This window comes from Acetobacterium carbinolicum (assembly GCF_047456275.1).
Lineage (GTDB): Bacteria > Bacillota > Clostridia > Eubacteriales > Eubacteriaceae > Acetobacterium > Acetobacterium carbinolicum.
Genome location: NZ_CP173357.1, coordinates 2,549,036 through 2,575,339, shown reverse-complemented (window position 1 = coordinate 2,575,339; position 26,304 = coordinate 2,549,036). Strand labels below are relative to the sequence as shown.

The following is a 26,304-nucleotide window of genomic DNA, read 5'->3' as shown; positions in this document are numbered from 1 at the left end:
CGGTTCGAAATGATAAATCCATTTAAAAACCATAAAAGGAGAAAATATGATGCTAACAAAAAGACAAAACCTTGCGGAAGTATTAAAAGGTGGAAATCCAGACCGCTTTGTCAAACAATATGAAGCGTTTGCGTTAATGATGAAAACTCCGATTAGCCGTTTAAAACCGCCAGTAGGGGGGCAAATTGTTAATGAATGGGGTGTTACTTTGAGCTGGCCGGAAGGGCAGTTAGGTTCATTCCCGGTTCATGACAAAGAACATATTGTGATTAAAGATATTACGAAGTGGCGGGATTACGTGAAAGCACCAAAACTTGAATATCCCGAGGAAGCTTGGGCGACTGCCATTGCTGATGCCAATGCTGTTGATCGGAATGACAAGTATGTTACTGTTTTTGTTGCTCCGGGCCTTTTTGAACATGTCCATTATCTGATGAGTATGGAAGAAGCCTTAATGGCTTATTATGAAGAACCTGAAGCGATGCATGAACTGATTGACTACCTGGTGGATTTTGAACTTCGGTTGGCTAAAGAGTTTGTCGATCATCTTCATCCGGATGCTGTTTTCCATCATGATGACTGGGGCAGCCAGATTAACTCCTTTATTTCACCGGCAATGTTTGAAGAATTTTTTGAGCCCGCTTACAAGAAGATCTATGGCTATTATAAAGATAATGGCGTTGAACTAATTGTTCACCACAGCGATAGCTATGCAGCTAACCTGGTGCCATCCATGATTGAAATGGGCATTGATATCTGGCAGGGAGTCATGAATACCAATAATATTCCTGAATTGATCAAAAAATATGGCGACAAGATTACCTTTATGGGTGGTATCCATAGCGGTCTTGTTGATTTCCCGGGCTGGACACCGGAAATTGTCGCTGAATATGTTAAAAAAACCTGTCAAGAAAATGGAAAACTATATTTTATTCCATCTCAGACCTCCGGCTTGCCGATTGACTCGTTCCCCGGTGTATACGAAACAATTAATACTGAAATAGACAAAATGTCAAAGGAAATGTTTTGATTTAGGGAAATACGCTAATCAAATCTAATTTTTATTTATGATTTGATGAAGGTTGATGAAGGTTTATGATTACAGACAGGAAGTCTTTTCAAGATCTGAATCGACTTCTTGTCTGTATTATTTTAGAGATAAATATCTTGAGGTGGATTATGAACAAAAAACAGCTATTAGGAATGATCATGAGCATAGGGGTACTGATTGCAGTTTTCCTTCTGCCAATTCCAGAAGGTTTGACGGATATTGGATTTATTACCATAGGACTTTTAATTTTCTTTTTGATCATGCTGATAACAGAAGCACTACCAGTAGGGGTTATCTGTTTCTTAAGTCTGGCTTTGCTGCCAATTCTGGGCGTAACTAAAAATCTTGCAACCGGCTTGGTTGGATTTAGCAATACGATGTTGTTTTTTGTACTGGCTTCGTTTGGTTTGGCTGAAGCAGTGACATCAACGCCAATTGTGCAACGCGTCCTCCATCTTTTACTGGAGAAGTTTGGTAAAAACGTAAAAACATGTATTTTAGCAATCATGGTTGCTGGAGGGCTGATCTCATCGGTGGTTACGGATGTGCCGACGGTGGTTGTTTTTATGGGAATTGGAGCAGGCTTTTTAAAACTATTCAAAAATGAAGCGGACCGTAAAAAAACAGCAAGACCACTAATGATCGGGATCCCGGTCGCCATCATGCTAGGCGGAGTCATGACCCCTGCTGGCAGTGGGATTAATATCCTAACCATCGGTTTATTGCAAAACATTGCTGGTATTCAGATTACCTTTATTCAATGGATGATTTGTGCCATTCCCATTGTTGTGTTAATGGTGCCATTTTCCTGGTTTGTGTTGATGAAAATATATCCGCCGGCTGAAATTGATCAGTCAGAAATACAGGAATATTTAAAAACCATTGCCGTAAAAGAAAAGATTTCAAAAATCGAATGGAAAGTTATTACCATCGCATCAGGGATGATGTTTTTCTGGATTCTCAGTTCCTTTGTATCAGGAATTGATGTTACTGTGGTTGCTCTGATAGGATGTTCGTTATTTTTCCTGCCAGGGATCGATATTTTAACTTGGGACCGCTACATCAAAGCGGTAAGCTGGACTTCTTTTGTTTTGATTGGGACGGTTTTATGTATTGCCAACACCATTGTGACCAATGGTGTCAGTGAATGGTTTGTCACTCATGTCTTACCCACCAGTCTGACTATTTCGACAATGGAAGGGGTATTCTTTGTCGCGGCAATGTGTTTTATCATTATGCTGGTTGTACCGGTAGCTCCTGCTTTGATTGGGGTGTTGACACCGGTAATTATCAGCTTGGCAGCAACAACGGGCATTCATCCGGCATTGCTAATTATTACTCTGGGATTGTGTGCCGGTAATTGTTATCTGTTTCCCATTGATACCATTCCGCTGATAACCTATACGGCTGGTTATTACAAGATGACGGATATGCCAAAGGCAACGATTTGGATGCAACTGGCCTTTATCATACTCTGTACACTTTGGTTGCCCATTGGCGGTAAGATTGTCGGGCTTGCGTAAAATGATCGCTTCTTGATCGGATCATTTTTAGTTAAGAAAAGCGTGAAATTAAAAATATTTTCTTAATATATAAAAAAATGGCGGCTAATTTTGATAACGAGACAGAAAAAATAGAGAGAATATAAAAAGTATATTAGAATTACATAATGTACTAGTTAAATAAGTGACACAATAAGAATGAAAAAATAACTATTTTTACGAATGAAATCTAAAACGCTCCGAACAAAGACACTGTTCAGGGCGTTTTTTTTTAACCGTTTACAGAATTATGAATAGAATTTGTAAAAAAAGGAAAGTATAAAAAATAGTAGTAAATAGTGGGTTGATCGCTTGAAAACGTTAAAATAATAACAAGATATTTCACTTACTAAAGTTTGTTTGAGAAATAACAAACAAGTAAAGATAATAAATTGTCTCGATATAGAAAAATATTGACAGATAGTATAAAAGATGGTAACCTATGGAAAAATCTGTATATACATGTGCATAATTAATCGCAGAGAAAAATGTAAGATGTAATAAACAGAGCTTTGGTAAAAGGAGGTTGAAAAAACCAAGCAGATTATGAGTAATCCACAAATGTTTAAATGCAATGCCCGTAGAATCGACAGTCGGTAGCCGATTGTTGAATAGCCAATTTGAAAAGGGATTCAGAGAATCAGGAAATTATTTTAAAAAGGAGAATGACAGGATGAAAACAGATGTACAGATCGCACAGGAAGCTAAAATGCAACCGATTGCACAGGTGGCCGAAAAATTGGGGATCACTGGAGATGAACTGGAACTTTATGGCAATCATAAAGCCAAGGTATCTTTGTCGGTATTAAAAGACAACCAGGATCAGCCAGATGGGAAGCTTATCCTAGTGACGGCCATTAATCCGACCCCGGCGGGAGAAGGAAAAACAACAACTAATGTAGGTCTTTCAATGGCCTTGAATTATATTGGCAAAAAAACCATAACCACCTTGAGAGAACCATCATTGGGACCCTGTTTTGGAGTCAAAGGCGGAGCAGCTGGTGGTGGATACGCCCAGGTTGTCCCGATGGATGATATCAACTTGCATTTTACCGGTGATTTCCATGCGATAACCTCGGCTCACAGTTTGCTGGCAGCACTTTTGGATAATCATATCCACCAGGGAAATGCACTAAATATTGATATGGACCGGATTGTTTGGCGGCGCGTTGTGGATATGAACGATCGGGCTCTACGAATGATCACCGTTGCTCAGGGAAGTCGGGCCAATGGAGTCGAGCGTGAGACCGGGTATGACATTACCGTAGCATCAGAAATTATGGCGATCCTCTGTCTGGCTTCCAGTCTCACAGATCTTAAAGATCGGTTGGGCCGAATGATTGTGGCTTATAATACCGAGGGTAAAGCAGTGACAGCGGCTGATCTGGAAGCCACCGGTGCCATGGCATTGCTACTTAAAGATGCAATTAAACCCAATCTCGTTCAGACGCTGGAAAACACTCCGGCGTTTATCCATGGTGGTCCCTTTGCTAATATTGCCCATGGTTGCAACTCCGTTCTGGCCACCAGAACGGCCTTGAAGCTGGCGGATTATGTGGTCACCGAAGCAGGATTTGGAGCGGATCTGGGAGCAGAAAAGTTCTTTGACATTAAATGCCGTTACGCCGAGCTTAAACCTAATGCGGTGGTCATCGTTGCCACTGTCCGGGCGCTGAAAATGAACGGTGGGGTTGTTAAAACAGAACTTTCCAAAGAAAATGTAGAAGCCGTCACCTCAGGAAGTGCTAACCTGATCCAACATTTGGAAAATCTCCAAAAATTCAAGGTACCGGTTGTTGTCGCACTCAATAAATTCCCAACCGATACGGAGGCAGAATTTGATGCGGTAAAGAAAGCCTGCGAACATAAAGATGTCAAGGTGATCCTTTCTGATGTGTTTTCGCAGGGCGGAAAAGGTGGCGAGGAACTGGCCAGAGAAGTAGTGAAACTCTGTGACCTGGGTGAATCTCAATATCAACCCCTTTATTCGCTTGAACTTCCGCTTGAAAAGAAAATCGAAACCATTGCCAAAGAAATTTACCGGGCGGATGGGGTAGAATACGAGCCAGAAGCTAAAAAACAACTGGACGAGATTGTGGCCCTGGGATTTGACCACCTACCAGTGTGTATGGCGAAAACTCAATATTCCTTCTCAGATGATCAAACCTTATTAGGCGCACCTCAAGACTTCAATATCCATGTTAAAGAAGTGCGACTATCTGCTGGAGCCGGATTTGTAGTGGCGATCACCGGAACCATAATGACCATGCCAGGTCTGCCTAAGGTGCCTGCTGCAAATGGTATGGATATTACCGAAGATGGTGAAATAATCGGACTATCCTAATTATAATGAATGCGTGAGGAAGCGTTCACGCGGCGTTTGCACAAAGATTGAGCCGGTGATAAAACATGCGCAAATCAGCAATTTATCCGATCAAACGGTTTTTCGGTATAGTAATAAACATAAAAAACACAGATCACGTGCTTGTGAGTCTGTGTTTTTTTTGCGAAACAGGTTATAAAATAGTTTCAGGCTGTTAGCTTATTAGTCAGGAATTTTGGGAATAAACCAAAAAACGCTTATCTGAATCAAAGAAAAGACTTGTAAAAAATAATAAAATGAGGTACCTTAGTGTCAATAAGAGAATTATTAATGATTAAAAGTATGGGGACTTTATTTGTATTCTGGACAGGTTCAAATTTTTAAGAGAATGGAGAGAGTAGAATGAAGATTGGCATTATTGTATTTTCCAAAACCAACAATACGTTTTCAGTTGCCAAAAGGCTGAGAGATGCTCTGGCAGATAAAGGGCTGGAGGTAGAAATTGAACAGGTTATTCCGGAAGATGATGCTCCTGGTGTTAAGCCACCGATTGTATTTACCAATAAGCCGGATGTTTCGCCCTATGATGTGGTGATCTTTGCCAGTCCGGTATGGGCCTTCTCATTGGCGGGAGTAATGGCGGAATATCTTGAACAAATTTCATCTCTTCAAGGCAAACGGGTCTTTAGTTTTGTTACTAAGCAGTTAGCTTCTAAAATTACTGGTGGAAACAAGGCCAATCGACAGATCAAATCTGCAGTGGCAGTAAAAGATGGCACGGTGGAAAAGTCCTTTATTGTCAGCTGGAAAAATAAAAAAAGAGAGCAAGAGATTGAGGGCTTAATTGCAGAAATTTTAAAAGCCGTTTAAGGGTCATCAGGATTAGGCTTAAAAATTTGAGATAATGTAATTTGTTAAAAAAGTGCTCCTGGAGAAAAAATCTTCAGGAGCTTTTTTATGTGAGCGATGAGGATGGAAAATACAAAGTTTTATTTTGGCGGATTTAATTGGGCATATCGTTTGATGATTTTTTCGGCAGTTTTAACTCCGTCAACCGCTGAAGACATAATTCCACCGGCGTAACCAGCGCCCTCACCCATCGGATAGAGTCCGGAAATATTGGCGACATGATCATCGTTGCGGTTGATACGAACTGGCGAAGAACTGCGGGTTTCGACCCCGGTCATGACACTGTCATCCATGGCAAAGCCAGTCATCTTTTGATCAAAATGAACCAGGGCTTCCTTCATGGTGGCGACCACATAATCGGGCAGGCAGTCTTTCAATTGAGCAAGCTTAAGTCCCGGGGCATAGGTTGGCTTAAGCTGCCCCCAATGGGTGCTGGGTCGATCCGCCAGAAAATCGCCCACCAACTGTGCCGGGGCATGATAATTTTGGCCCCCCAGAGTAAAGGCCAGGGTTTCCCATTTACGCTGAAAGGCGACTCCGGCCAGGGGATGACTGTCGCCGAAGTCTTCGGGTTGCACTCCGACGAGCAAGGCCGCATTGGCATTTTCACCATCGCGTCGGTGTTCGCTCATGCCGTTGGTGACAACCCCGTTTGCTTCAGAAGCAGCAGCTACCACATAGCCGCCGGGACACATGCAGAAGGTGTAAGCTGAGCGGCCATTGGGGGAATGATAGGAAAGCTTATAATCCGCAGCCCCCAGTCCCACTGTGCCGGCAGCTTGACCATATTGGGCGCTATTGATGAGGTTCTGGGGATGCTCAATCCGCACGCCGATAGAAAATGCTTTTGGGGTCATGGTGACGCCTCGATGATGAAGGGTATAAAAGGTATCCCGGGCACTGTGACCGATTCCCAGCAAAGCGACCTGGCAGTTAAGGGTTTCTTGCTCATTGATAATTAATCCAGTGAGTTGGTCGTCCTCAATCAAAAAATCAGTCACTTGGGACCGAAAGCGTACCTCACCACCATTTGCAATGATCTCCTTGCGGAGTGTTTTTACCGTTTCGCGGAGCAGATCGGTGCCGATATGGGGCTTACTGAGATAGCGGATTTCTTCCGGCGCTCCGGCTGCGATAAACGCTTCTAGAATACTTCGACAGCGGGGATCATTAATCAGGGTGGTTAGCTTACCATCGGAAAAGGTTCCGGCGCCGCCTTCCCCAAATTGGACATTGCTGTCGGGATCCAGTTCTCCAGTCTGCCAGAAGGTGTCAATCTTGGCGGATCGGATATCCACCTCATCCCCACGTTCAAGAATAATCGGCGCGTATCCGTTTCTAGCCAAGTTAAGACCAGCAAAAAGACCAGCGGGGCCCAGGCCAATGATCACCGGTCGGTGTCCCATGGTGGTATTCCCTGGTGTCACTGGTTGATAGGATAAATCCGGACTGGGGATAACCCCGGATTTGCCGCATTTTTTTAGAATGGCCCCCTCATTTTTGAGGCTGGCATCCACCGAATAGATATAGGCAATGGCACTTTTTTTGCGGGCATCAATGGATTTCTTAAATATTTGAAAGGTGATTAAGTCGTTGGGTTTAATTTTAAGTTTGGTCAGAAGGGCATTTTTTAATGCTGCTGCTTCAGTATCATTATTTTTAGCCTTCGTGATTTCAAGCTTTAGATTGGAAATTCGAATCATCCGATCCTCCTATAGTATTATTTAATGGAGACCATTATAACATGGCTTTTATCAAAATCAAAAAATATAGTGGGGTCGTTTTAAGCTCGTTTAACAGTAATGATGAAGAACTGCTAAAAGAGTGCGTGTTGCCGATAAAAATTTCTTTAATCAGCACAAAAAAAAACGTCGAAACTTCACATTAAAAGTTGACAATAAAGTAGAAAAGTGTATAATTCAAATATAGGAGTAAGTAATCACTCCGGTAGGAGGGGCGACATGGGAAAATCTTTGATAAAAAGACATGAAAGCATCATCGTTTCAACCATCCAAACCTTAAATGCCGTTGGCCTTCAAAATTTATCGACAAAATTGATTGCCAAACAGGAAGGTGTTTCAGAAGGGACTCTATTTCGGCATTTCAAGACGAAAACAGATATTATGCTGGCAGTGGTGGATCATTTTTCCCAGTATGATGATGCCATCATTGAAACCTGTGTTTTAAAAAACTTTTTGCCACTTGAAACGATTCGTTATTTTTATAACGCCTATGCCGAATATTATCAGAACTACCCGGAAATAACGGTGGTGGTTCAAGCTTATGACAGCCTGATGTGCGATGCAAAACTATCCGAAAAAGTTAGTTCAATCATTTATAAACGATCCGACTTTATTACAAAAACCATTCAAGCAGCCATCGATCAGAATCTGATCCGAACAAATCTTGATCCGGCGGTACTTGAAAATATACTCACTGGCGGCAGCAAGGAAATTTGTCTGAAATGGCGAATGAACGCGTACAGCTTTTCGATCAAAGAAAAATCAGCGGAAATGGTTGAATTAATTTTAAGCGGTTTTATGAAAAACTGAGAAAAGGAGGGACACGATTGGCAGATCAATATATGAATGATCCGATGCAGGAAGTGTTTATTTTTGAAACATCCCAGCAATTGGAACAAATGGAACAGTCGGTGATTAAGACCGAAGCCCTGGGCAGCTATCCCAGCGAAATTATCAATGAGATATTCAGAATCATGCATACCATTAAAAGTTCAGCAGCGATGATGCTGATCAATAACATGTCGGTGCTGGCGCATACCACCGAAGATATGTTTTACTTTATTCGGGAAGAAAAGCCAGCAGTTATTGATGTATCAACGCTGTCAGATCTGGTGCTTGAAGGCATTGACTTTATGAAACTGGAGCTGGAAAAAATAAAAAATGGGGTAGAAGCCGACGGCGATCCGAAAAGTTTAACAGATAAGATCAAAGAGCATCTTAAGCAGCTCAAAGAAAGTAATAATCTGACCGATTCCCAGGTGATTAACAACGAACCGATAAAAGAAAAATATTATATCAGCTCGAACAAGGCGGCAAAAATCAGTGAGCTAAAAACCTATCAGGCCATTTTGCGATTCGATGAAGACTGCGGGATGGAAAATATCCGGGCGTTCACCGTGGTTCATAATTTAAAGGAGATTACCGAATCGTTTAAAAGCACTCCAGAAGACGTCATTAATGATCCGGATTGTGTGGAGACGATTAGACGGGATGGCTTCATTCTCCAAATTGATACCCTGGAGTCCGAAGAAAAACTGGCGACTTTTTTTCGCAGCTTGGCATTTATCGATCAATTCGAAATGGTTGAGCTGGATCAGACACAGGAAATCCAGGAAGCGATCTGTGGTCTTCTTTCAGAGGATACAATTAGTGTCCCCCAACCGAAAGAAACCATAACAGCTTGTGTTATCAACAAAGAGGCACCAGTAAATAATGGCAGCCAAAGCCAGAGTATCATTTCGGTTAGCGTTGAAAAGCTGGATAAACTGATGAATCTGGTCGGTGAGATGGTCATTTCTGAAGCGATGGTCACCCAGAATCCGGACCTTAAAGGCCTGGTGCTGGATAATTTTAGCAAATCGGCCAGGCAGCTCAAAAAAATAACCAATGAACTTCAGGATATGGTCATGTCCATTCGGATGGTTCCTTTAGGACCTACTTTTTTTAAAATGAACCGGATTGTCCGGGATATCAGCAAAAAGCTCGGGAAAGAAATTAACCTCGAAATTTTGGGCGAAGAAACCGAGGTAGATAAAAACATTATTGAGCAGATCGGTGATCCACTGATGCACATTGTCAGGAATTCCGCTGATCATGGGATTGAAGCTGCTGAGAATCGGGTTCGCCAGGGCAAACCCCGGACCGGGACCATCACTCTGGAAGCTAAAAATGCCGGCGGCGAGGTGTTAATTATCATCCGCGATGATGGTAAGGGGTTGAGCCGCGACGGAATCCTTCAAAAAGCCATGGAAAACGGACTAGTCGGAAATGAAGCCGCTAATATGACCGATACTGAAGTGTTCAACCTGCTTTTCTTACCAGGCTTCTCGACCAAGGAAGCGGTTACTGAATTTTCCGGTCGGGGGGTAGGTATGGACGTGGTAGCTAAGAATATTGAGGCAGTGGGCGGAAACATTCTGGTGGAAAGTGTCGAAGGACAGGGAACCGTCATTACCCTGAAAATTCCCCTGACGTTGGCCATCATCGAAGGCATGAATATCCGGGTTGGTGAAACCTGTTATACCCTGCCGATTATGTCCATTAAAGAATCCTTTATTCCCAAGGCTCAGGAGATCTTTCGGGATACCGATCAAAACGAAATGATTATGATCCGGGGCAAGTGTTATCCGATTATGCGACTTAAAGAGCATTACAAGGTTAAAACTGGAGCAACCGAGATTGAAGACGGCATTTTAATTATGCTAGAAGGAGAAACGAAAACCACCTGTCTTTTTGCCGATGAACTATTGGGCGAGCAGCAGGTCGTGGTTAAAACGCTGCCGAAGTATATTCGGCGGATGAAAAAAATTGATGGTCTGGCCGGGTGTACCTTGCTGGGAGATGGTAACATCAGCCTGATACTGGATGTCAATGGACTAGTTACCCAGAAACGGCTTAAAAATTAGGTAAAGGAGGCGAAACGATGGCGGAAGCGTTTGATGAATTTGATGAACTGGAGCTGCAAGAGGATGATGAAACCGAAGAAGGGAAGTATTTAACCTTTAATCTGGACAGTGAAGCCTATGGTCTTGAAATTATTTATGTTACAGAAATAATCGGGATTCAGAAAATAACCGAAGTGCCGGAGTTACCGGAGTATGTCAAAGGGATTATGAGTCTCCGGGGACAGATCATTCCGGTGGTGGATGTGCGCTTGCGGTTTGGGAAACCGGAACGGGAATACGATGAACGAACTTGCGTGATCGTTGTCGAGATTTCAGATATCACGGTGGGACTGATTGTCGATGGTGTTGCTGAGGTAGTGGCCATTCCTGAGGAAGATATTGTTCCCCATCCAGATTTGGATGAAACCGACGGTAGGCAATTTGTGAGAGGAATTGGAAAAGTCGGTCATGCGGTAAAACTCATTCTGGACTGCCAGAAATTGCTTGAGGATGATGAAATGGAAAATCACGTTCAAGAAGCCTGATTTGTGTATATAGGAACAAAATAAAAACTCAGATGGAGGAAACACGAGATGGAATTTTTTAGGAATCTTAAAATAAAACAAAAATTGGTCACCTGTTTTATTTTGCTTGCGGTAATAACCGGAATTGTGGGGGTATTTGGCATCTATACCATGAATACCATTAATACCCAGTCGGAAAACATGTACTATAACAATTTGGTGCCATCTCAAAAATTGGCCAATGTTCAATCAGCCCTGGAAGATATCCGGGCCAATCAGTTACTGGCCGTTTATGAACGCAATCCGGGAACCCTGCAAACCCGTTTAGATGCTATTGTTACGGCAGTAGAAAGTGACAATGTTCTAATAAAAGAATATGAAGCGACCATCCAGGATGATCAAAATAAGGCCCTTTATGATACGCTGATTGAAAACATGGCGACCTACCGGGATGTGCGCAATGCTAATCTGGAATTGGTCAAAGCCCAGAAATATGATCAAGCACTGGCAGAACTTGCTGGTGTAACCCAGGCACGAGAAACCGTCGATAAGGATCTTCAAAGTCTTATTGATTACAACACAAAACTTTCCGAAGCGATTCTTACACAGAATACCGCAAACTTTACGACCCAGAGTGCTGTGATGATCGTTCTCATCATTGTCGGAATTGCATTAGCGGTGGGATTGGGATTGATCGTTGCCAATGGGATCAGCAAGCCCTTACGACGGATGGTTGATTCAGCTGAGGAAATTGCCAATGGGAATTTGGATGTGGATGTGAAAGTTGACAGCCGTGATGAAGTCGGCGAGCTGGGATTGGCTTTTATAAAAATGACCGATCATATTAATGACATTATGTCCAACATTGATTCCGCCGCCGAACAGGTGGCTGCTGGTTCCAAACAGATTGCCGATTCCAGTATGGGTTTATCCCAGGGTGCTACCGAACAGGCCAGCTCAATTGAACAACTAACTGCTTCGATTGAAGAAATTGCCTCGCAGACTCGTCTCAACGCTGATAATGCCGGTGAGGCGAATGAACTGGCGGAACTGACCAGAGAAAACGCCGTAAAAGGGAACAATGAAATGAAACGGATGCTGCAATCGATGGAAGAAATCAATGAATCTTCAGCAAATATTTCTAAGATTATCAAGGTCATTGATGAGATTGCTTTCCAAACAAATATTTTGGCCTTAAACGCTGCTGTAGAAGCCGCCCGGGCTAGGCAGCATGGCAAGGGATTTGCAGTAGTTGCCGAAGAAGTTAGGAACCTGGCCGCCCGATCGGCAGATGCTGCCAAAGAAACGACCCGAATGATTGAAGGGTCCATTAAAAAGGTTGATGATGGCACAAAAATCGCCACAACCACAGCGCTATCCCTTAACATGATTGTCGACGATGTGGCGAAAGTTTCTGGCATTGTGGGAAATATTGCCTCAGCGTCCAACGAACAGGCGATTGGCATTTCCCAGATCAACCAGGGTATTATGCAGGTGTCTGAAGTTGTTCAAATGAACTCGGCAACATCAGAAGAAAGTGCCTCAGCCAGCGAAGAATTATCGAGTCAGGCAGAGTTGTTAAGAGAACAGGCAGCACGATTTGCTTTAAAAAAAAATAGCCGGTATGGCTATCGACAAAATGAAGAGTTAGCAATCGAAAGCCGCCCAAATCGGAAAGTGCCGGTTAATAATGCGACGTCAAAACCTAATAAAATTGCTTTAACCGATAATGAGTTTGGAAAATACTGAAATTAGATCCCAGAAATGGGGACAACGGTTTCTCAAGCGGGTAGAGAGGACGAGAAGAATTGCGAAAGAAAAATCAGATCAGCGTACTCATCGTTGACGACAGCCAGTCATTCCGGGAAATGGTGGCTAAAAAACTGGTCGTTGATCCGCAGATTCAGGTCGTTGCTACCGCATGTGATGCCTTTGATGCGCGCGATAAAATTCTTAAATACGATTTGGATCTTATTGTCTGTGATCAGGAAATGCCAAAAATGAGTGGTGTCGAATTTATCAAACGGTTGTTACCCCAATATCCTATCCCGGTGGTGATTGTCAGTGGTAATCCTAAGATTGGCCCTGAGGCCAGAGCAGTCGGAGCCATGGATTTTGTAGAAAAGCCGAATGGCGTATCTTCAAAAACCTTTGAAGACTTTCTTCTTGAGTTGATCCTGAAGATCCGCTTGGCGGTAAAGAGCAGGGTGATCCTTCCAGTGCAAAAGCCGATTCTCCAAAGAATCGAAAACAATCATATCCAGCAAATATCTGGCAATGGGCGGTCATCAGACCGGCTCATTGCCATTGGTGCGTCCACCGGTGGCACCGAAGCAATTTATCACATTCTTAAAAACCTGCGGGTGGATTCTCCGGGAATTCTGATTGTTCAGCATATTCCTCCGGTGTTTTCAAAGATGTTTGCCGAACGAATGGATGCCCAGACCCCTTTACAGTGTAAAGAAGCCCAATCCGGGGATTATCTGGAATCGGGAAGGGTATATATTGCTCCAGGAGATCAGCACATGCGCATTAAGCGAATTGGTGTAAAGTATCGAGTTGAAGTGTTTGCTGGCGAAAAAGTTAATGGTCACTGTCCGTCAGTTGATACGCTCTTTGATTCCGTTGCCCGGGAAGCCGGCCATCGGGCTATTGGGGTGCTATTGACGGGAATGGGTAGTGATGGTGCCAGAGGTCTTTTGGAGATCCGACGAAAAGGTGGTTATACCATCGGTCAGGATGAGGCATCTTCAGTTGTGTATGGTATGAACAAGGTCGCCTATAATATGGGCGCTGTATCAGTCCAATCCGCGCTGGAAAATATCCATCAACACATTTTTACAGCACTAAAGGAATAGGTGAAACGATGACAAAAATTATCGGAATCGGTGAAATGGCCATTTCCAACAAATTAAATGATAAGATTAAGACCTTTGCGTTAGGTTCATGTCTGGGAATTACAGCTTATTCTCCGATCCGAAGAGTGGGGGGGATCATCCATATTGCCCTGCCTCGACCAGCCCGAAGGGAGGATGCGGTTGACCGCTATTGTTATTATGTCACCACGGGGTTGCCTTACTTTATAAAGCAGTTTTCCAGTGAATACGGATGTCAGAAAAATGAATTGGTGATTCGAATTTTTGGTGGTGCCGAATCCTTGCGTAAGAATGATACCTTTAACGTGGGTCGACATAACCTAGAAGTTACAAAAAAGATTCTTGATGAGTTGGATTTAGGTATTCACTATGAAGAAACGGGTGCTACGGTCAGTCGTACTATTGAGCTGGAGGTCGCCAGTGGTGATATTAACATCTGGCACCAAAATATGATTATCTAAAGGTTGTCATATCATGGCGGTTGTGAATAACCGGATGCATGTATAAAGGAAGTGACAAAATGTTGAAAGAGAAGCGGTTGAATACTGAAGATAAGTTCGTTCAGGAATTTAATGCTATTTCAGTTGGAGTAGTGGTGATGGATGAAGAGGCAAAAATTGCCAATGTCAATGAGCCACTGCTTAACTATTTCAATCGGAAAAGAGAAGACTTTATTGGAAAACACTTTGGCAATGCGATACAGTGCAAAAGCAGCCGCTTAAACAAACGCGGTTGCGGCTTTGACCCGTCTTGTGAGTTCTGTGAACTGAGAAATGCGGTAACAAAGATTCTGGAGTTCGAAGATGAACCGATTAAAATAGAATTTAAGAAAAGTATTTTTGTTGACGATGAGGAGAATGATTATTGGTTCAGAGTTAGCGTTGCCCCGTTAATGCGGGAACATATAAGAAATGCAGTGGTAACCTTCGAAGATATTACTGAGCGCAAGAATCGAGAGCTATCTCTGGAACAGTCCCGGGATTATTATTACCGGATGTTTGAAAACTTTCCTACCTTGATCTGGAAAATGGACCGGGAAGGAAATGTGGTTTACTTTAACCGCGGTTGGTTCTTGTTTACCGGTAAGCAAAACGAAGACTATCTGGGAATAAAATGGATGGACTTGATTCATCCTGAGGATCGCAATTTTTATCTGGAAATGAAGAATCAGGCCTTTCGTAGTAAAAGATCTTTCAGTGTTTCATACCGTATTCTGCATGCCAGCGGTAATTATCGCTGGCTTGAGGGCATTTACAGTCCATCCTTTGAAGAGGATGGAAGTTATGGTGGTTATATTGGCATTGGAATTGACATTACTGATCGAAAAAAACTGGAAGAGGGACTGATCCGTTATAAAATGCTGGCGGAAAAGGTTCGAGACACCATTCTTTTTGTCGAAATAAACGGCAAAATAATCGATGCCAATAATGCTGCTGTCCAGCTCTATGGCTATAAGCGACGAGAACTGTTAAACCTTTTAGTCTTTGATTTAATTGAAGGTGGAAAATCTGTAGCGATTGAGGAAATGGAGCATGGGGATAAGGATGGCGTCTTTTTTGAAACCATTCATAAACGGAGAGATGGTACCCTGATTCCGGTTGAGGTCAGTGCTAAAGCCACAAAAATGAATGAAAAACGGGTGATTATCTGTATTATCCGAGATATTTCTGAACGGAAAAATGCTGAAAATGCCCTTGTTGACAGTGAAGAAAAGTTTCGTCAGGTTTTTCACAATTCGTCTGACGCAATTTTTGTTCAGGATATTAATGAAGATGGCTCCCATGGTCGACTCATTGAAGTCAATCAGACTGCTGGAGATATGTTTTATTACGCCTACGAGGAGTTTTTTAGATTTGCGGATCCCGTTTTTAAATTGATTGACTCAACCATCGAGGCAGAGAAATATTGTAAAGAGGTGCTTGAAAAAAGTCAGATTGCCATCAAGGCCTTAGCTAAACGAAAAGACGACACGACCCTGCCAGTGGAGCTATTATGTAGCCACTGTTATTTAAATAGGAAAAAGGTAGCTATTACGATTGTCCGCGATATCAGCGAGCGACTGGCTGTGGAGCAGGCATTAAAATTGGCTAAGGAAGAAGCAGAAAGTGCCAATCAGGCCAAAAGTGAATTTTTGGCAAATATGAGTCATGAAATCAGAACGCCATTAAATGGGATTGTTGGGATGGTCAATTTAATGCGTTTATCCAATTTGAATCAGGAACAACAGGAGAACATCAAAATCATCAAAACTTGCGTCAATGCTCTACTCAATGTGATCAATGATATCCTTGATTTTTCAAAAATGGAAGCAGGAAAATTGGAGATCAAAAAGAAAAACTGTGACATTAAAGCCCTGGTGGAACACACAATCAAAGCTCAGTCGCCGGCAGCGACAGGTAAGGGTATTGAAATTAGTTATGCGTTCTCAGCGTCTGTACCCCAATATGTGATGGGGGATTTTCATCGGATTCAGCAAATTCTCAATAACCTGATCAGTAATGCCATCAAATTTACCGATACCGGTGAGGTGTGGGTCAAGGTTAAGAGACTGGCGGCAAAAGATAATCTGGTTGAACTTCTTTTTGTGGTGGAAGACACTGGCATCGGGATTGCGGAAGAAAACCGGCAACGGATTTTCGAAAGCTTTAGCCAGGTGGATGGCTCCTTTACTCGCCGTTTCGGGGGAACCGGTTTGGGGCTTGCGATAACCAAGCAATTGGTGGAACTGATGGGCGGAAGAATCTGGATCGAAAGTACAGAGGGCGTTGGTAGTCGGTTTTATTTTCAGCTTACCTTTGAGCCGGGTTCCATTAAAGAGCGACAATCGGAAAAACAGCCTGATTATTTTAAGATCAATCAGCAGTATAAAATCCTTCTGACTGAAGACGACAAGGTTAACCAACTGGTTATTGCCCGGATGCTCAACGAATGTGGTTATGGGGTAGATATTGCCGGGAATGGTTTTGAAGCACTGGAAATGGTTAAAAAAAACAGCTATGATATTATTCTAATGGATATTCAAATGCCGGAAATGGATGGTATTGAAGCCACTAAGCGGATCAGGGCAATCAATCAGGATACTCCGGTGTTGGCTATTACCGCTTATGCGCTCCACGGAGATCGGGAAAAATTTTTGTCCCAGGGGTTGGATGGCTACATATCAAAACCGATTAAAGTAGAAAAGCTGGTTGAGGAAATTGAAAAATGCATCAACCGTAAGGAAGAGACAAGGAAGACCGGCGATTTTGAAATGTATATCGGTGCTAATGGGGAAATTGTGATTAAGGAAAAGAAGGCCCCAGTTCTTCAGAGTGGCAAGGTAACTGATGCTGAAAAAGAAGAACAACTGTCGGAGTTGATCGATGAGCTAAATGATCAGGTGGCAGCCGGGAAATTAGCGGAATTTGAAAAAATGGCAAATCAGATCAAAAAGCTTTCCATTGCTTTAGACATTGAAGACTTAAAGGTGGTTGCTTTTAAAATAGAATTGGATATTAGACGGGGGAATTTTGAAGCCGCAGCCGAAAAGGTCGATCAGATTAATCATATTTATTCGGTATACAAAAGAACAGTATAAAAGAATCGGACAATCTAAAAGTGACAAAAGACATTAGATTCAATGTAAGAAAGGTAGGAATAAAATGAAAATATTAATTGTAGAAGATGACATGGTAAGTCGACGCTTTTTAGGGAAGTTTTTAGCTCAGTATGGAGAATGCGATATTGTGGTAGATGGAATGGAAGCCTTGGATGCGTATCTCATCGCGATTAAAGAAGAAGACCCCTATGATCTCATCTGTTTGGATATTATGATGCCAAAGGTAGATGGGGTGAAGGTGCTTAAAGCCATCCGCGATTTTGAAGTGCAACGTGGAATTCTGCCTGAAGAAAAGGTCAAAATCATTATCATTACCGCGCTGGCCGATACCGAATTTGTGAATACCGCCTTTGATTTGGGCTGTGAAGCTTATGCGGCCAAGCCGGTTGATACGGATAAACTGGTTGAGGTCATGAATAAGTTAGGTGTGATCAAAGTCGATCAGTAAGACAAAGTCTTTTTATCGGTGTGATTTTAATGAAAATATGATCGAATAGCGTGAACGAAATATGTTGGTGAACTAAAAAATAATCGCAGCAAGTGATGTGAAAAATACTGTTTAGTGGCAGCTGTATCAGGGTACTTTATGATACAGCTGCTTTTTTATGTCGTGATATATTTTTAGTTGGCTAATTTTGATATGTAGCTTGACAAGAGTTGATAACAGGTGTAATATAATCACATGCTTATATAAGCATGTGATTATAGAAACAGACTTATCCAAAAATATGAAAGGAATCTGCAATGAAATCACTCATTAATATTTTTAAAGTTCTGTCAGATGAGACAAGGCTTCGCATTATTCTTTTGCTTACCCAAAGTGAGTTGTGTGTTTGTGAACTTAGTTATATTTTAGATGTTTCTCAACCAAATGTTTCCAAAAACCTGGCAAAATTAAAAGAATTAAGTCTCGTTACTTCACAACGAAAAGAGAAATATATTTTTTATCAGTTAAGAAATGACAATATGATTTTAACACATATCTTGAACGATATTCTGGACAATCTTGAGGATTATCCGCAGCTTGTCACTGATCAAAACAGAAATGATGGTAATCTAAAATGGCTCGACCAATGTTGTAATCATCGGTTGAATAAACAGTAAAAAATTATTAAATAAGTTAGGAGATGATCTCATGTTTGTATTTGAATGGTTGAATAATCAATTGTTGAAAATGGAGTGGCTTAATTATTTAGTCGCTCAATTGGTGGAAAATGTATTTGGACTGGATACCCAGAGTCAACTAGGGGGGAGCTTACAGTTTTTTATTTATGATGTTATTAAAATATTCATCCTCCTATCTGTTCTGATTTTTCTGATTTCTTATATTCAAAGTTTTTTCCCACCGGAACGAACCCGCAAAATACTGGGCAATTTTAAAGGCATTCCAGCCAATATATTAGGGGCATTGCTGGGGACCATCACGCCTTTTTGTTCCTGTTCATCGATCCCACTTTTCATCGGTTTTACCAGTGCGGGATTACCTATTGGTGTGACCTTTTCATTTCTGATTTCATCGCCCCTGGTGGATCTGGCTTCGGTTATTCTACTGGCCAGCATTTTTAACTGGCAAATTGCCATTGCTTATGTCATTGTTGGTTTGATACTGGCGGTGTTAGGCGGGACCATCATTGGCAAAGCAAAGCTTGAAGACTATGTCGAACCCTTTGTTTACAGTAATAAGATGATTGAAACAGATCAGGAAACATTGACAATTAAAGATCGCATCGGTTTTGCAAAAGATCAGGTTCTGGAGATCGCCGGCAAGGTGTGGTTATATATCTTGATTGGGGTTGGAATTGGTGCTGTTATTCATAATTGGATACCGGAAGAAATTATCTCAGCAGTTCTTGGCCAAGATAAGTGGTATTCGGTGCTAATTGCAACGTTAGTTGGCATTCCCATGTATGCGGATATATTTGGGACCCTTCCCATTGCTGAAGCACTAGTTTCTAAAGGTGCAGGTCTTGGTACCGTATTAGCATTTATGATGGCAGTAACGGCACTGTCTTTACCATCAATGATCATGCTTAAGAAGGTGGTCAAAACAAAATTGCTGGTGATTTTTGCAGGAATTGTTACGGTTGGGATTTTGATAATCGGCTTTAGTTTCAACGCCTTTGGTTATCTGTTTTTGTAAAGAACTTAAACAAACATTTTAGTAAAGATAAAAATAGTGAAAGAGAAGTGAAGTACCGTGGAAGATAATCATACCCAAAACCATGATTACGAAAAACATCGGCACACCCATGATCATTCCAATCTGTCCGGCAAAAAAATATTTTGGGTGACGGTATTAAATGCGATTATTACGATGACTGAAATAATCGGCGGTATTCTTTCGGGCAGTTTAGCATTGCTATCTGATGCACTACACAACTTAAGTGACACGATTGCCATTGCAATGTCATATTTTGCCAATCGACTTGCTCAAAAATCCCGGGATGAAAAGCGAACTTATGGATATAAACGCGCTGAAATATTGGCAGCCTTGGTGAATGCAACCGTATTATTGGCTTTATCGGCTTTATTGATTATTGAAGCCATCAAACGGTGGCAGTCACCAGAGACTATTAATGGGTTGATGATGATGATTGTTGCCTTTGTGGGACTGATCGCCAATTTTATTTCCGTTTTTTTATTGGAAAAAGATTCACACAATAATTTAAATATCAAATCCAGTTATTTGCACTTAATCAGTGATACGGTTTCATCGATTGGTGTATTGATTGGGGGTGTTGCGATTCAGTTATGGGGCATCATTTGGATTGATCCGCTGATCACAGCCCTGATTTCGATCTATATTATTCGGGAAACCTGGCAGATCATCAAAAAAACGGTCAATATTCTGATGCAGTCATCGGCGCCTCTGAATTACGAGGCTATCAAAACAGAAATTGAAAAAATGGAAAAGGTTAAAAATATTCATCATGTTCATACTTGGATGTCTGATGAAAAAACGGTTTACTTTGAAGCGCATGTCGAAATGGAAGATATGCTGTTATCTGAGGTTTGTCTCATTACTGATAAAATTGAGCATTTACTTAAAGAAAAAGAAGGTATTTATCATGTGACATTACAGGCGGAAGTTGACAAATGTTGTGATAAACGGTTGTTTAAATAAATTAATTTTGTAAAGGTTGTGAGAAATTGTGAATATTGCACTTTATGTTGTTACGGGTGTGCTGTTGCTCGTCTCGTTTTATAAAGATAAGAAAAAAACAAAAATGGCATTAAAAAAAGCCTGGAAAGCGTTTGAAAATATTTTGCCGGAATTTCTAGTGGTGATCTTACTGGTCGGTTTATTGCTGGCCATTATGAATCCGGAAATGATTTCAAGTATTATTGGTGATAAATCTGGTTGGTTTGGGGTGATTCTGGCGGCTGTTATTGGATCGATTACCTTGATTCCCGGATTTGTAGCCTTTCCAATGACAGCATTGCTTTTAGACGGTGGGGCTGGTTATATGCAAATTGGTGCCTTTATTTCAGCACTCATGATGGTAGGGATCGTGACTATACCGGTTGAAATAAAATATTTCGGCAAGAAATTAACGATCTATCGAAATGTTCTGGCATTTTTATTTTCTTTTGTGGTGGCATTGGTGATTGGAGTGGTGATGAATCTATGAAAAAAATAGTAAAACGCTATCGCGCATTTCTGGTTGTATTAGGGATTATGTTGGTCATTACGCTTTTTAATAACGACCTGGGGATAAAAGCATTTGGCGTTACTGGTTATTCTTTAAAAGAGATGGTCTTGGTGATTCCGCCGGTTTTTGTATTGCTGGGGCTTCTGGATATTTGGGTTCCCCGGGAAACGATGATTAAATATATGGGCGAAGGCTCTGGTTTAAAAGGAATTATCCTAGCCTTTTTTATCGGTTCGGCAGCGGCTGGACCGCTATATGGGGCATTTCCGATTGCCGCTGTTTTTATGAAAAAAGGGGTGAAGTTCAGTAATGTTATGATTTTTATCGGAGCCTGGTCAACAACAAAAATACCGATGTTCTTGTTTGAAATGACATCGATGGGCGCAAAATTTGCAATCACCCGATTACTGATTGATATTCCCGGAATTATTATTATTGCATTTATTTTATCTGCATTGATGAAAGGAGATGAAATTAAGGTGATCTATGAAAATGCGGAACATTTTGATGACTAAAAAACGGTTGTTTATGGACGTATCGTTATAATCATGATAGATCGGGTAATTTAAGAGTAATGTTTTGTCGATTTAGAAAGGAAGTATTGTCATGTTTAGTCGAATTGTTATTGCGTCTGAGATGTCACCAGCTGCTTTTAATATGCTTCATTGTCTGGAAAGCGTGAAAGAGTTAGGGGTAAAAGAATCTCTATTGTTACAATGTCTGAGTCCCTATGACCTGGATTCAAGAATTTCGTCGTTTTATACGGCTGTTGCTGAAGCAAATCTCAATGAACAGAAAGTATTGCTGGAAAAAATGGGGTATCTGGTTAACACCCGTGTTGTGACGGGTCATATAAAAAACGAAATCAATCGCATTGCCGTACAAGAAGATTATTCCATGATGGTCGTGGGAGCTCCGGAACACTCGATGGTCGGGGAGGTTTTCTTTGGTGGTACAGCCCACGAAGTGATTCTTCATGCCCAAAAACCGGTGCTTTTGATCCGAATTGTTAATGAACCGGAGGCACGTTTGAAATTGATGAAATCCTGTAATCTGATTGAGCATATTCTGTTTCCCACTGATTTCTCTGAAAACGCCCAAAAAACATTTGAGGTTGTCAAAAAAATGGTAACAGATGGAGTAAAAAAGGTTACGTTGATGCATGTCATCGACAAAGCAGTGGTAGAACCCTATCTTAAAGAAAGCCTTTCGGATTTTATCCGTTTGGACAACACCAGACTTCAGGCGATGAAAGTAGAACTACAGTCAATTGGAGATGTGGAAGTTGATGTGCAACTGCCAATCGGTTTGCCCGCGGGAGAGATTATCAAAGCAGTTCAGGAAAATAATATTTCTATGGTAGTTATGGGTTCGCAAGGGCGGGGCTTCTTAAATGAAGTATTTTTAGGGAGTGTCAGCCATCAGGTGGCCAGACATTCGTCCTCTTCGATGCTATTAATTCCTGCTAATCGGGAATAGTATAAAATAGATTAAAGGAGAAATGATATGATTATTAAAGTATTGGGACCAGGTTGTAAAAATTGTAAAAAATTGGAAGCTAACACGAGAGCAGCACTAAAAGAGTTGGAGATTGAAGCATCGATTGAAAAAGTGGAAAGTATGGAGGAAATTATGGCCTACGGGATTATGTCAACACCAGCGTTGGTGGTAGATGAAGAGGTGAAATTTGCAGGCAAGATCCCTTCAGTTAAAGAACTCAAGAAATATTTACATTCCTAATAAAAAAAGATCAGTAGCTCGATTATGGGCAAACTGATCTTTTTAAGTTGCTAGTAATTATAATTAATTTGCGTTTACTTTGATTTAGGTGCATATGTTCCTTTAATATAACGATATGTAAATTTTAAAAATAGCATAAATATTAAGCGATGACTATTAAAAAAAAGATAAAAACTGGTATTTATAGTAAAGAATTGTTATAATAGCAATTTAGATTAGGATACGATAAAAATGATTTTCCAGTACGGAGGAGTCATTTTTAGTTATGTGTAAATAGAACGGAGTTATTTTGAACCATCACTGTAAAATCTGTGGTAGCCAAACCCGGGAAATTGTTATCGAAACCCTTGGGGCGGCTTATTATTATTGCGAAGCCTGTGAGTTTGTCGCAAAAGACGAAAACCTGAAACTTAGTCATCAAGAAGAACTTGGAATATATGAAACCCATGAAAATTCCATTGAAGATCCCCGCTATGTTGCCTATTTTAAAAAATTTCTTGACGCGGCGGTCTTTAACCATTACCCCAAGCCGGGTTATGGTTTGGATTTTGGTAGTGGTCCCTCACCGGTGTTAGCCACGCTACTGGAACGGGATTATGGTCTGATCATGGATATTTATGATCACTTTTATTCACCTCAAAAGGTTTATGTTGGAAAAAAATATGATCTGGTGACATCAACCGAAGTGGTGGAACATCTGGATGATCCGCTGGCGTATTTCAGCTTATTTAAAAGTTTGCTCAAAGACGAGGGCATTTTATCAATCATGACGCTTTTTCATCATAATGATAATAACGCTTTTAGAACCTGGCATTATGTCCGGGACCAGTCCCATCGATCCTTTTATACGGTTAAAACACTTGAAGTAATTGCCGAAAAAACCGGACTAGAACTGATTGATACCAATCATCATCGTTATTCTACCTTCAGAAAAAGCTAAAGAGTTTAGCGATATAACGCAATAAAGTTTAGATAAATACGAAAGGAAAGCATCGATGTCAATAAAAAAATAGAGACTATAGAGATGAAGTTAAACGATTGGAGGAGACCAAAACCTATCTGGAAAATAACATCGGGATCGTGGCGGAAAAACGAATCCGCTACGACATCGAACAAAAATAAGAAGCTAATACCAATTATATAAAGACATCAAATAATTAAAAACAAAGACAAAAGCCGGGAAATTTAAAAATTTCCCGGCTTTTGTCTTTTAAGAAGTAAGAAGAAGGATGTTATTTTGGATGTTATCGGCTAGTTTTTTTATATTGGTCTCAATCTGGTCAATGATTGCCATAAATTCTTCATCACTTTTTCCAGATGGGTCTTCCAGTCCCCAGTCTTCAACATAACGGCTGGGTAGATAGGGGCAGATGACGTTGCACCCCATTTTGATGACTATGTCTATGGGAGGAAGATCGGTCAGTAACTTCGATTGCTGAGTAGCTTCCATATCAATATGGTAACGTTCTTTGATTAAACGGACGGCATCCTGATTGATTTGCGGTTTGGTTTCGGTGCCGGCTGAATAGCTTTCAAAGACATCGCTGGCAAATATTTTGCCCAAGGCTTCGGCCATCTGGCTCCGGCAGGAATTATGGACACAGATAAAGGCGACTTTGGGTTTGCTCATTATTTTCTCCTGTTTTATAAAAATCTAAATGGAATCTTTGTAGGTATTAATCAGATCAGTGACATTTTCGCGGATTTTATAGCGCAGATGTCGAGCCTTTTCAAGTTTTTCCTCTTCGGTACCGGTAAAAGCAGCCGGATCTTCAAAGTTCCAGTCAAGCACATTCCTGGCCAGTGGAAAAACCGGACAACGCTGGCCATTTTCCAAATCACAAACCTTAATAATATAGGAATATAAACGACCCTCTTTATAATAATCGAATACCGAATTGGTATCGTTTTGACTGAGATCATATCCAACTTCAGCCATGACCTTGACAATCAGGGGGTTGATGGTGCCCGGCTCCAGACCGGCACTTTCAGCAATGAAATAGTCTTTCCCCAAATCGTTTAAAAAAGCTTCGGCCATCTGGCTTCTGGCAGAATTATGGACACAGACAAATAGTACTTTTATCATGTTTTTGACTCCTTATAACAAAGATTTGGCTATAAGCATATCATAATCAAAAAATATGAACGAGATAAGTTGTGTTAAATTTTGGTTTAATTAAAAAATTTCGGATCATGCAAAACTTCGAGACTTGCAATTACTGAGTAACTTCTAGAATTTTATCAAGGGCTTTCTGGACGTGTGCGATTTCTTTTTCAATATCATCCAGATTGGTATATTTTTCGTTGTGTTTGATATCATAATCCGGAGTCATAACAATTTCATCATAGCGTTCATAGCCCATGTCTTCGTAAGCCATCGAGGCACAGGTTGACGGACAGCCATTGAGCGAAATATACTTTTCACTGTCACCGGCCGCTTCAACCTCCGCAAGAATGTTCATGCTGACATGGGGGAGGATGGTAATGTTTTCCTCATCAATGATTCCAAAATACTGGGCAACGGTTTTTGTCATCATACTGACATTGCAATGTCCGGGACAGGGATAAATTTTAAGTTTCATAATAGTTACCTCTTTCTTAAGTTCTATTAAAAACCAGTGTTTCAAAATACTCTTCCACGGTTTGATCCATGGTACTTAATAGTTTTGCGATGCCTTTTAGTTTTACTCGATAATGCATTTCAACACCGATTTTTTTACTTTCCAATATTCCCGCTTCGCGTAGAATTTTTAAATGCTGGGACAGATTAGCCTGGCTAAAATCAAAAGAAAGGTTGAGATCACACACACAACGTGATTCGACCAGGAGTGATTTTACGATTTGTAAACGAATGGGATGGCCCAGCGCTTTGAAGATTTTTACAGAAACATCGTCAGCATTCATAAGTGGCCTCTTTTCTATTTGGTAATGTTACTGAACGCAAACAAAAACTGTTGATTCAATAACATTATAAGCAATTGCTTATTAAAAAGCAATCTTTATCTTTTACGCTTGACACCAATAAAGGTGAGGCGTATAATGTAGCTATCCATAAGGAAATAATTATATTATAAACGAGGTAGAAGATATGAGTCAAGAATTACCAGGTTTTATTATGTGTGTCTGTACCGGAAAATGTCCTGGATTTCAGGCCATGGACATTTGGGATTTTATCAATCAGGTGCGGGTTGAGTTACCGGTTGAATACGCTTTTATTCATCCGCAACTATGTGAGGAAGACGGCGATCGTTTCTTAGCCGATTTTTTAAAGTCCCATCGAAAAGTAATTATTGGTGCCTGTGCGCCCAATATGCAAAAGAAGATGTTTAAGGATGCCTTTAAAGAAGCGGGACTAAGTATTGAAGAAGATGCCGTGATGCTCGACATCCGCGATATGACCAATGAAAAAGCGTTTGAAGTGGTTGAGAATAAATTGGAAGAAATGGGATACGAGGTATAGTC

General features: G+C 41.1%; 26 protein-coding genes. 21 read left to right on the top strand and 5 right to left on the bottom strand.

The features are described from left to right. Positions 1-49: 49 nt before the first annotated feature. The 4 genes from ACIZ62_RS11945 (at position 50) to ACIZ62_RS11930 (ending at position 5,785) form a co-directional block, all read left to right on the top strand. The gene (locus ACIZ62_RS11945; RefSeq protein ID WP_111889638.1) at positions 50-1,030 is read left to right on the top strand and encodes a uroporphyrinogen decarboxylase family protein; all 981 of its coding nucleotides are present in this window, start codon (positions 50-52) and stop codon (positions 1,028-1,030) included. A 149-nt stretch (positions 1,031-1,179) separates the two neighbouring features. After that, complete coding sequence (locus ACIZ62_RS11940) at positions 1,180-2,574, top strand: SLC13 family permease (RefSeq protein WP_111886433.1); 1,395 nt, start codon at positions 1,180-1,182, stop codon at positions 2,572-2,574. A gap of 691 nt (positions 2,575-3,265) precedes the next feature. After that, a complete protein-coding gene (locus tag ACIZ62_RS11935; protein WP_414150207.1) occupies positions 3,266-4,936 on the top strand; it encodes a formate--tetrahydrofolate ligase in 1,671 nt (556 codons plus the stop codon). Positions 4,937-5,317: 381 nt separating this feature from the next. Beyond that, on the top strand, positions 5,318-5,785 hold the full coding sequence (locus tag ACIZ62_RS11930) for a flavodoxin family protein (protein ID WP_111886435.1): 468 nt from the start codon (positions 5,318-5,320) through the stop codon (positions 5,783-5,785). 119 nt (positions 5,786-5,904) lie between these two features. Here ACIZ62_RS11930 and ACIZ62_RS11925 read toward each other — a convergent pair whose 3' ends face one another. Next, a complete protein-coding gene (locus ACIZ62_RS11925) occupies positions 5,905-7,527 on the bottom strand; it encodes an NAD(P)/FAD-dependent oxidoreductase (protein ID WP_111886436.1) in 1,623 nt (540 codons plus the stop codon). Positions 7,528-7,785: 258 nt separating this feature from the next. On the opposite strand from ACIZ62_RS11925, the gene ACIZ62_RS11920 reads away from it, so the two are divergent. The 16 genes from ACIZ62_RS11920 to ACIZ62_RS11845 all read left to right on the top strand — a co-directional run bounded on the left by ACIZ62_RS11920 (position 7,786) and on the right by ACIZ62_RS11845 (position 23,782). Beyond that, on the top strand, positions 7,786-8,376 hold the full coding sequence (locus tag ACIZ62_RS11920; protein WP_111886437.1) for a TetR/AcrR family transcriptional regulator: 591 nt from the start codon (positions 7,786-7,788) through the stop codon (positions 8,374-8,376). 17 nt (positions 8,377-8,393) lie between these two features. Then, positions 8,394-10,472: a chemotaxis protein CheA gene (locus ACIZ62_RS11915; protein WP_111886438.1), complete on the top strand. Its 2,079-nt coding sequence runs from the start codon at positions 8,394-8,396 to the stop codon at positions 10,470-10,472. Positions 10,473-10,489: 17 nt separating this feature from the next. Beyond that, on the top strand, positions 10,490-10,996 hold the full coding sequence (locus ACIZ62_RS11910; RefSeq protein ID WP_111886439.1) for a chemotaxis protein CheW: 507 nt from the start codon (positions 10,490-10,492) through the stop codon (positions 10,994-10,996). A gap of 48 nt (positions 10,997-11,044) precedes the next feature. Next, entirely contained in the window at positions 11,045-12,724 is a 1,680-nt protein-coding gene (locus ACIZ62_RS11905) for a methyl-accepting chemotaxis protein (RefSeq protein WP_111886440.1), read from the top strand. Between the two features lie 59 nt (positions 12,725-12,783). Continuing rightward, entirely contained in the window at positions 12,784-13,833 is a 1,050-nt protein-coding gene (gene cheB, locus ACIZ62_RS11900; protein WP_111886441.1) for a chemotaxis-specific protein-glutamate methyltransferase CheB, read from the top strand. 8 nt (positions 13,834-13,841) lie between these two features. Next, positions 13,842-14,312: a chemotaxis protein CheD gene (locus ACIZ62_RS11895; RefSeq protein WP_111886442.1), complete on the top strand. Its 471-nt coding sequence runs from the start codon at positions 13,842-13,844 to the stop codon at positions 14,310-14,312. 59 nt (positions 14,313-14,371) lie between these two features. Continuing rightward, the gene (locus ACIZ62_RS11890) at positions 14,372-17,428 is read left to right on the top strand and encodes a PAS domain S-box protein (protein WP_162624362.1); all 3,057 of its coding nucleotides are present in this window, start codon (positions 14,372-14,374) and stop codon (positions 17,426-17,428) included. Positions 17,429-17,492: 64 nt separating this feature from the next. Continuing rightward, positions 17,493-17,897, top strand: coding sequence for a response regulator (locus ACIZ62_RS11885; protein WP_322519674.1), 405 nt, complete (start codon positions 17,493-17,495; stop codon positions 17,895-17,897). A gap of 296 nt (positions 17,898-18,193) precedes the next feature. Further along, positions 18,194-18,553 carry an ArsR/SmtB family transcription factor gene (locus ACIZ62_RS11880; protein WP_111886445.1) on the top strand — a complete coding sequence of 120 codons (360 nt, stop codon included), beginning with the start codon at positions 18,194-18,196 and terminating at the stop codon, positions 18,551-18,553. 31 nt (positions 18,554-18,584) lie between these two features. Continuing rightward, positions 18,585-19,589: a permease gene (locus ACIZ62_RS11875; RefSeq protein WP_111886446.1), complete on the top strand. Its 1,005-nt coding sequence runs from the start codon at positions 18,585-18,587 to the stop codon at positions 19,587-19,589. Between the two features lie 57 nt (positions 19,590-19,646). Then, positions 19,647-20,573 carry a cation diffusion facilitator family transporter gene (locus ACIZ62_RS11870; RefSeq protein ID WP_242988551.1) on the top strand — a complete coding sequence of 309 codons (927 nt, stop codon included), beginning with the start codon at positions 19,647-19,649 and terminating at the stop codon, positions 20,571-20,573. 25 nt (positions 20,574-20,598) lie between these two features. Next, positions 20,599-21,081, top strand: a complete 483-nt coding sequence (locus ACIZ62_RS11865; RefSeq protein ID WP_242988731.1) for a permease — start codon at positions 20,599-20,601, stop codon at positions 21,079-21,081. Then, positions 21,078-21,617 (top strand): permease, encoded by a 540-nt coding sequence (locus ACIZ62_RS11860; protein ID WP_111886447.1) that lies wholly within the window; start codon positions 21,078-21,080, stop codon positions 21,615-21,617. The genes ACIZ62_RS11865 and ACIZ62_RS11860 overlap by 4 nt, the downstream gene beginning before the upstream one ends. A 91-nt stretch (positions 21,618-21,708) precedes the next feature. Next, positions 21,709-22,581: a universal stress protein gene (locus ACIZ62_RS11855; RefSeq protein WP_111886448.1), complete on the top strand. Its 873-nt coding sequence runs from the start codon at positions 21,709-21,711 to the stop codon at positions 22,579-22,581. 27 nt (positions 22,582-22,608) lie between these two features. Beyond that, on the top strand, positions 22,609-22,842 hold the full coding sequence (locus ACIZ62_RS11850; protein ID WP_111886449.1) for a thioredoxin family protein: 234 nt from the start codon (positions 22,609-22,611) through the stop codon (positions 22,840-22,842). Positions 22,843-23,131: 289 nt separating this feature from the next. Continuing rightward, entirely contained in the window at positions 23,132-23,782 is a 651-nt protein-coding gene (locus ACIZ62_RS11845; protein WP_204355442.1) for a class I SAM-dependent methyltransferase, read from the top strand. Positions 23,783-24,052: 270 nt separating this feature from the next. Here ACIZ62_RS11845 and ACIZ62_RS11840 read toward each other — a convergent pair whose 3' ends face one another. From ACIZ62_RS11840 to ACIZ62_RS11825, 4 genes are all read right to left on the bottom strand, one after another. Next, positions 24,053-24,472, bottom strand: coding sequence for an arsenate reductase ArsC (locus ACIZ62_RS11840; RefSeq protein WP_111886451.1), 420 nt, complete (start codon positions 24,470-24,472; stop codon positions 24,053-24,055). Positions 24,473-24,496: 24 nt separating this feature from the next. Then, positions 24,497-24,928 carry an arsenate reductase ArsC gene (locus tag ACIZ62_RS11835; RefSeq protein ID WP_111886452.1) on the bottom strand — a complete coding sequence of 144 codons (432 nt, stop codon included), beginning with the start codon at positions 24,926-24,928 and terminating at the stop codon, positions 24,497-24,499. A gap of 130 nt (positions 24,929-25,058) precedes the next feature. Next, a complete protein-coding gene (locus tag ACIZ62_RS11830) occupies positions 25,059-25,424 on the bottom strand; it encodes a putative zinc-binding protein (protein ID WP_111886453.1) in 366 nt (121 codons plus the stop codon). Positions 25,425-25,440: 16 nt separating this feature from the next. Continuing rightward, the gene (locus ACIZ62_RS11825) at positions 25,441-25,746 is read right to left on the bottom strand and encodes an ArsR/SmtB family transcription factor (protein ID WP_111886454.1); all 306 of its coding nucleotides are present in this window, start codon (positions 25,744-25,746) and stop codon (positions 25,441-25,443) included. A gap of 184 nt (positions 25,747-25,930) precedes the next feature. Between ACIZ62_RS11825 and ACIZ62_RS11820 the strand changes: the two genes are divergently transcribed. Beyond that, complete coding sequence (locus ACIZ62_RS11820; RefSeq protein WP_111886455.1) at positions 25,931-26,302, top strand: hypothetical protein; 372 nt, start codon at positions 25,931-25,933, stop codon at positions 26,300-26,302. Positions 26,303-26,304 lie beyond the last annotated feature (2 nt).